At 31.6% G+C, this 2,382-nt stretch carries 2 protein-coding genes; both read left to right on the top strand.

Translation table 11 applies throughout. The features are described from left to right. Nucleotides 1-170 precede the first annotated feature (170 nt). Nucleotides 171-941: an oxidoreductase gene (locus RQ763_RS10055; RefSeq protein ID WP_314152782.1), complete on the top strand. Its 771-nt coding sequence runs from the start codon at nt 171-173 to the stop codon at nt 939-941. Continuing rightward, a partial coding sequence (locus tag RQ763_RS10060; protein WP_314152783.1) for a hypothetical protein occupies nt 938-2,382 on the top strand: 1,445 nt, incomplete at its 3' end. The genes RQ763_RS10055 and RQ763_RS10060, both read left to right, overlap by 4 nt.

Below are 2,382 nucleotides of genomic sequence, written 5' to 3' on the forward strand. Positions count from 1 at the left end.
ACAGAGACTCTTCACTCGCTGCGCTCACTCAGAGTGACGGGTGTTCGTCATCCTGAGTCACTACTTCCCGTCATCCTGAGCGAAGCGAAGGATCTCTTTTGGGATTCAGCTGGACTCTTCACTCGCTACACTCACGTAGAAATTTTGATACAAACTAATGAGGGAAAATAATGCTTAAAAGTAAAGTTGTTGTTATAACGGGTGGAGCAGGGCTAATAGGGAAAGAGTTTGTTAAAGCTGTTGTTGAAAATAGCGGCATAGCAATAATTGCTGATATAAATGAAGAGATAGGGCTGAGAGCAAAAGAGGATTTATCAAAAGAGTTAAATACTACAAATATAGACTTTGTGAAACTTGATATTACTTCTAAAGCTTCTTTAAATAGTTGTGTAGATTATTTAGATAAAAAGTATAAAAAAATAGATGCCCTTGTAAACAATGCTTATCCGAGAAATAAAAACTATGGAAAACACTTTTTTGATGTAGAGTATGATGATTTTGTAGAAAATTTAGGACTTAATCTTGGTGGCTATTTTACAACATCTCAGCAGTTTGCTAAATATTTTCAAAAGCAAGGTTATGGAAACATTATAAATATTAGTTCAATTTATGGAGTTGTGGCTCCAAAGTTTGAGATATATGAGGGCACGAGTATGACAGTGCCAGTGGAATATGCAGCTATAAAATCAGGACTCATTCATCTTACAAAATATATGGCAAAATATTTTAAGGGAATGAATATAAAAGTGAATACACTTACTCCTGGTGGAATATTTGATAGTCAACCAGAACCTTTTTTAGAAAAGTATAAAGAAAAATGTTTAAATAAAGGAATGCTGGATAAAAGTGACTTAAAAGGTACATTGGTTTATTTGCTAAGTGATATGAGTAAATATGTAAATGGACAAAATATAGTTGTGGATGATGGGTTTAGTTTATGAGAAAAATAACAAATTTAATAGCACCAATCTTAAAAAATTATAGATATAGAAATAAGCCTGATCCTTTTGAACAGTTTCAGAATTTAAGAAAAAATGAAACTATTCCAGACTCTCAAAAAGGTAATGTATTGCTCTTGCCAATAAGAGTAGCTCCTGTGTCAAACTTATTTGAAGGAATTTATGGATATGCTCTTAAATTAAGAGGTTATAAAGTTCATGCTTTAATGTGCAATCAGCTATTAGACAAATGTGATAATATGACTGAGAAAAATGATTTGCCTATCAATTGTTCTTTATGTCAGCATGAACAAAAAAGATTTTCAAAAACCTTCTCTATTGTTTCACATGAGTATCAATCTTTACTTGATAAACAAACTATCAAAGATTTGTATAAAATAGCACACGAGACTAAAGTAGATAAAATTCCTTTACTAGAATATGATGGTGTTTTGTTAGGTCATCATATTAAAAGTGCAGTTATGCGTCACTCGTTATCAAGTAATATAGATATTAAAAAAGATGAAGATTTATTAAGAGAGTATGCTTTTAGTACTTTAGTATCGTATGAAAGTACTAAAAGATTATTATTAGAAATCCAGCCTAAATTTGTCCTATCTTCACATGGTGTTTATAGTACATGGGGCGGAGCTTTAGAAGCTTGTAAAAGATTAAAAGTTGATGTTATGGTTTGGGGAAGAGGTTATGTCGGAGGTAATATAGTTGTAGCTAGAAACCAATCATATTTATATGAACGAGCCATTGAACCTACCAAATACTGGGAAAACAGTCTTTTAAACACAGAGCAAAAAGATAAATTGAAAAACTATCTCTTAGCAAAAAGAAATCCTAAATCTGCTGTAGATCATGTAAATTATTATAATGGTCTTAAAAGCTCTAAAGTAGAAAACATATATGAAACTCTAGGATTAAAAGAAAATAGAATTAAGTTTGCTTTATTTCCAAATATCCCTTGGGATGGTACAACCTTTTCATCAAGTGCTACTTTTCCAACCATGGAGCTTTTTTTTGAAAAAACTATAAATTGGTTTAAAAATCATCCTGAGTATGATTTGATTATAAGAGCGCATCCTGCTGAACTGAAAAATAAGGGTCTTGAAACAATCAAAGATTTGATAGATTCAATTTTTCCAGAGCTTCCTTCTAACGTTTACTTCTTAAAACCTGATCATGAGGTTTCTAGTTATGAAGTTGAAGAGATTTCGGATGTATGTTTAATGTACGCCTCTACAATGGCATTAGAAATTGCTTATTTTGGAAGACCTGTTATTCAAGCAGGTCAGTCTAATGTTAGTAATAAAGGTTTTATTTTTGAGCCAAAAAGTATCAAGGAATATGAGTCTTTATTAGATAAAGCATCTAAAAAAGAGCTGCATATGACTGATGACATGAAAGAAAGAGTTGAAAAGTATGCTTACCATTG

The organism is Sulfurimonas sp. (assembly GCF_032250635.1).
In the GTDB taxonomy this organism is placed as follows: domain Bacteria; phylum Campylobacterota; class Campylobacteria; order Campylobacterales; family Sulfurimonadaceae; genus Sulfurimonas.

Excerpts from the sequence above, each read along its gene's own strand:
- RQ763_RS10055 (WP_314152782.1), top strand. The coding sequence starts at position 171 with ATGCTTAAAAGTAAAGTTGTTGTTATAACGGGTGGAGCAGGGCTAATA.